General features: G+C 45.2%; 5 protein-coding genes. All 5 read right to left on the bottom strand.

Annotated elements, in window-relative coordinates:
• A partial coding sequence (locus DDR33_RS06235; protein WP_109414915.1) for an HAD family hydrolase occupies window positions 1-617 on the bottom strand: 617 nt, incomplete at its 3' end.
• A gap of 38 nt (window positions 618-655) precedes the next feature.
• The gene (gene lpxB, locus DDR33_RS06230) at window positions 656-1,768 is read right to left on the bottom strand and encodes a lipid-A-disaccharide synthase (RefSeq protein ID WP_109414914.1); all 1,113 of its coding nucleotides are present in this window, start codon (window positions 1,766-1,768) and stop codon (window positions 656-658) included.
• 6 nt (window positions 1,769-1,774) lie between these two features.
• Complete coding sequence (locus tag DDR33_RS06225; RefSeq protein ID WP_109414913.1) at window positions 1,775-2,032, bottom strand: stationary phase survival protein SurE; 258 nt, start codon at window positions 2,030-2,032, stop codon at window positions 1,775-1,777.
• Entirely contained in the window at window positions 2,019-2,801 is a 783-nt protein-coding gene (surE, locus tag DDR33_RS06220) for a 5'/3'-nucleotidase SurE (protein WP_109414912.1), read from the bottom strand. The genes DDR33_RS06225 and surE overlap by 14 nt, the downstream gene beginning before the upstream one ends.
• A gap of 350 nt (window positions 2,802-3,151) precedes the next feature.
• Window positions 3,152-3,334, bottom strand: a 183-nt coding sequence (locus DDR33_RS26610) for a hypothetical protein (RefSeq protein WP_238387693.1), incomplete at its 5' end; no start/stop codon positions are given.

Here is a 3,334-nt window from a genome sequence, read left to right as displayed (position 1 = left end):
TCCTTTATAAATCCCACAATATTATCAAGCCCTTCGAACTCATGCTCTTCATGCATAGTTGTGATCACCATGGCTTTCATGCCACCCTTCTGAGCGGCTTCCACTCCTTTGGGATTATCTTCAAAAACCAGGCAATCTTCAGGTTTAACACCAAGTTTATCCGCAGCCAGTAAAAAAGTTTCGGGATCGGGCTTGCTGAACTGAACATCGTCTGCACTCACGATGGTAGAAATATATTTCCGGATGTTGAGTCCATCGAGCACGAAATCAATGTTAAAAGGAATAGCAGCAGAGGCTACAGCCATTTTAATGCCCTTTTCATATGCCCTGGCAAGAAACTCGTCCAATCCATCGATGAGTTTCAGTTTCGGCCGGAAAGCCGCCTGGTACCGTTTTTCCTTTTCTATCGAAAGATTATATATCTCCTCGTCTGTAAAATGGCCTTTGCCGAATACACGCTCCAGGACCTCCGAATTTTTCCCGTACATTTCCAGTTTCACCTCATCGCGTGTCATCTTCCGGCCAAAGTCTTCAACAATAATCTTATACCAGGCTTCGGTATGATATTCCATGTCATCGATCATGGTTCCGTTCAAATCAAAAAGAATTGCTTTCATATTTCAAAATGGGCAGCGGTATTTTCGGCTGCCACCTTCTAACTAGTCTTTAAATATTTCACGATGCCCTCTGCTGTCCGCTGCGACGCTCCGGGTTCTCCCATCTTGTCAGACAAGGTCTGGTAATTCTGCAGCATATTATTCCGGTACCCCGTATCCTTTAACAGCAAATGAAGCTCCGCTCCTATTTTCTCCGGATTACAATCCTGCTGGATCAACTCCTTTACCACCTCCTTATCCATAATAAGGTTTACCAAAGAAATAAATCTTATTTTAATCACGAGGCGCGCTATTGCGATCGAGATACCGTTCGCCTTATAAACCACCACTTCCGGAATATGAAAAAGAGCCGTTTCAAGAGTCGCTGTGCCCGAAGCGACTACGGCAGCCTCCGAGTTCGACAAAAGATCGTATGTCTGGTTAAAGACAACCGGATATTTCACCCCGGTCATAAACGATTGATAATGGTCTTCTCCAAAGTTTGGCGCTCCGGCAATAACAAATTGGTAGTCAGGAAATCTTGCCGCGGTAGCCAGCATATCAGGTAAGATCTTGCTGATCTCCTGCTTACGGCTCCCCGGGAGCAGGGCGACCAGGGGGCGTCCGTCCAGGTCGTTCTTTTCTCTAAAGTCAGGAAGAGGACGAAAATCAGCAATTGCATCCAGAAGCGGGTTACCTACATAATCCACCTCCATCCCCCAAGTGCGATAGAAATCCACTTCAAAAGGAAGGATACAGAAAAGGTGATCCACAACCTTCTTTATCCTTAACACCCTCTTTTGATTCCATGCCCATACTTTCGGAGAAATATAATAGAAGACCTTAATATGATGCTTTTTGGCAAACTCCGCAATCTTCATATTAAAACCCGGGAAGTCGATCAAAACAAGAGCATCCGGCTTAAACCGCAGTAGATCCTCTTTTGCCTGGCTTAGGTTTTTCAATATCGTTCTTAAGTTCAGCGCGACTTCTACAAACCCCATAAAAGCCATGTCACTGTAATGCTTTACCAGTTCCCCCCCCTGGGCGATCATGAGGTCGCCCCCCAGGAAACGAAACTGAGCTTGCTTATCGGCATTCTTGAGTGCTTTCATCAGGTTAGACCCATGCAGGTCACCCGAAGCTTCTCCGGCGATCAGGTAGTATTTCATTGCAGTTTATCGCATTTTATAAAGGAAGAAGACCAGGGCACAGATAAACGTTGACGCCACCACCCCCCTTGCTGTGTTTTCCTTGTACTGCTTGAACAGATACTTTACCAGGATCATATTAAGCGCTGCGCACCCAATGTATAATAAATCATCCTTTTCAAGAATACGTACATTCTTCTTCAGCACTTCTACAAAAAAAGCAGCTATCCCCGGAAGTACAAGTCCCAGGATAACGCCAATCCAAACATTATCACGCTTCAACATCGAATTGCCAGTTATTTAATACAGGAATTGCATGGTGCGCCGTTAAGTCAAACTGAACCGGCACCACTGCTGCATACTCGTTTTTCAACGCCCAGACATCCGTATCTTCACCTTTATCATTGAGCTGAAACACGCCGGTCAGCCAATAATAGTTGCGGTTGTTGGGGTCCGTACGTTCGTCAAATTCTTCCGCCCATTTGGCATTTGCCTGCCGGCAGATCTTAATTCCCTTTATCTTCTTCACCTTTGGAAAATTAACATTAAGCAGCGAACCCTGGGGAAGACCGTTCCTCAACACTTCTTTCGCTATTGCTTTTACATAGGGAATACAAACGGAAAAGTCCGCCTGATAAGAAAAATCATCGTAGGAGAATCCAATAGAAGGAATACTTTCAATTGCACCTTCTACAGCTGCCGACATCGTACCGGAATAAATAACATTAATAGAATGATTCAGACCATGATTGATCCCCGACACGCACAAATCAGGCTTCTTTCCTTCAAAAACTTTATTTACTGCAAGTTTTACACAATCAACAGGAGTGCCGGAGCATTTGAACATCTCGACATCAGGATAAATATGTACCTGGTCAAGACGGAGCGGCTTCGCAATAGTAATGGCATGACCTGTACCCGACTGCGGGCCATCGGGTGCTACCACTACTACCCTGCCAAGATCTTTCATTGTATCAATCAACACCTTAATTCCCGGGGCGTCAATACCATCGTCATTGACGACCAGGATCGTGGGTTTTTCATTTTTTGTCATCAGCGGCTAAATTACAAAAAGCCAGCCAAACATAGCCCGGTTTGTCTCCATCTGCCCCCGAAATACAGCCTCCACGAAGTGAACCCGCAATCACTCCGGAACAAGTAAGTCTTAGATCGTTTCCTTTTTTTACCGGATTATTTTGGATAAACCCTTTCGGGGATGTATCTTAGCATCATCATTAACCACATTCCGAGGATTTACTTTCAACTATTTTCTTAAGCTTAAACAGGCTACCGGGCAAGTCCGGAACCCGAGCCAGTCGCATTTCACCTTAATTTGGCCTGAATCAACGTTCAATCCCGTTTCTCTCCACTGTGAGTCCACATGGTTGTACATATTATGTGGACTCACAGTGGACTCAGCACCGGTTGCCGGTGCAGAGCGGCAACAGCGAGCGAAAACGCAGCTAACATCGAGGCCCCGGCTTTCCTGTAAGCTGTCCGTTCAGGTATATGAAAATATTGAGGGGATGAAGAATTCACGAGAAGCAAAGTTAAAGAATCCTCTGCCTGTTTCAATCTACAATCGTT

This window comes from Pararcticibacter amylolyticus, from assembly GCF_003130405.1.
Taxonomy (GTDB): Bacteria; Bacteroidota; Bacteroidia; order Sphingobacteriales; family Sphingobacteriaceae; genus Arcticibacter; species Arcticibacter amylolyticus.
Note: the sequence above shows the minus strand (reverse complement) of the source record. Positions and strands in the feature narration are given on the sequence as shown.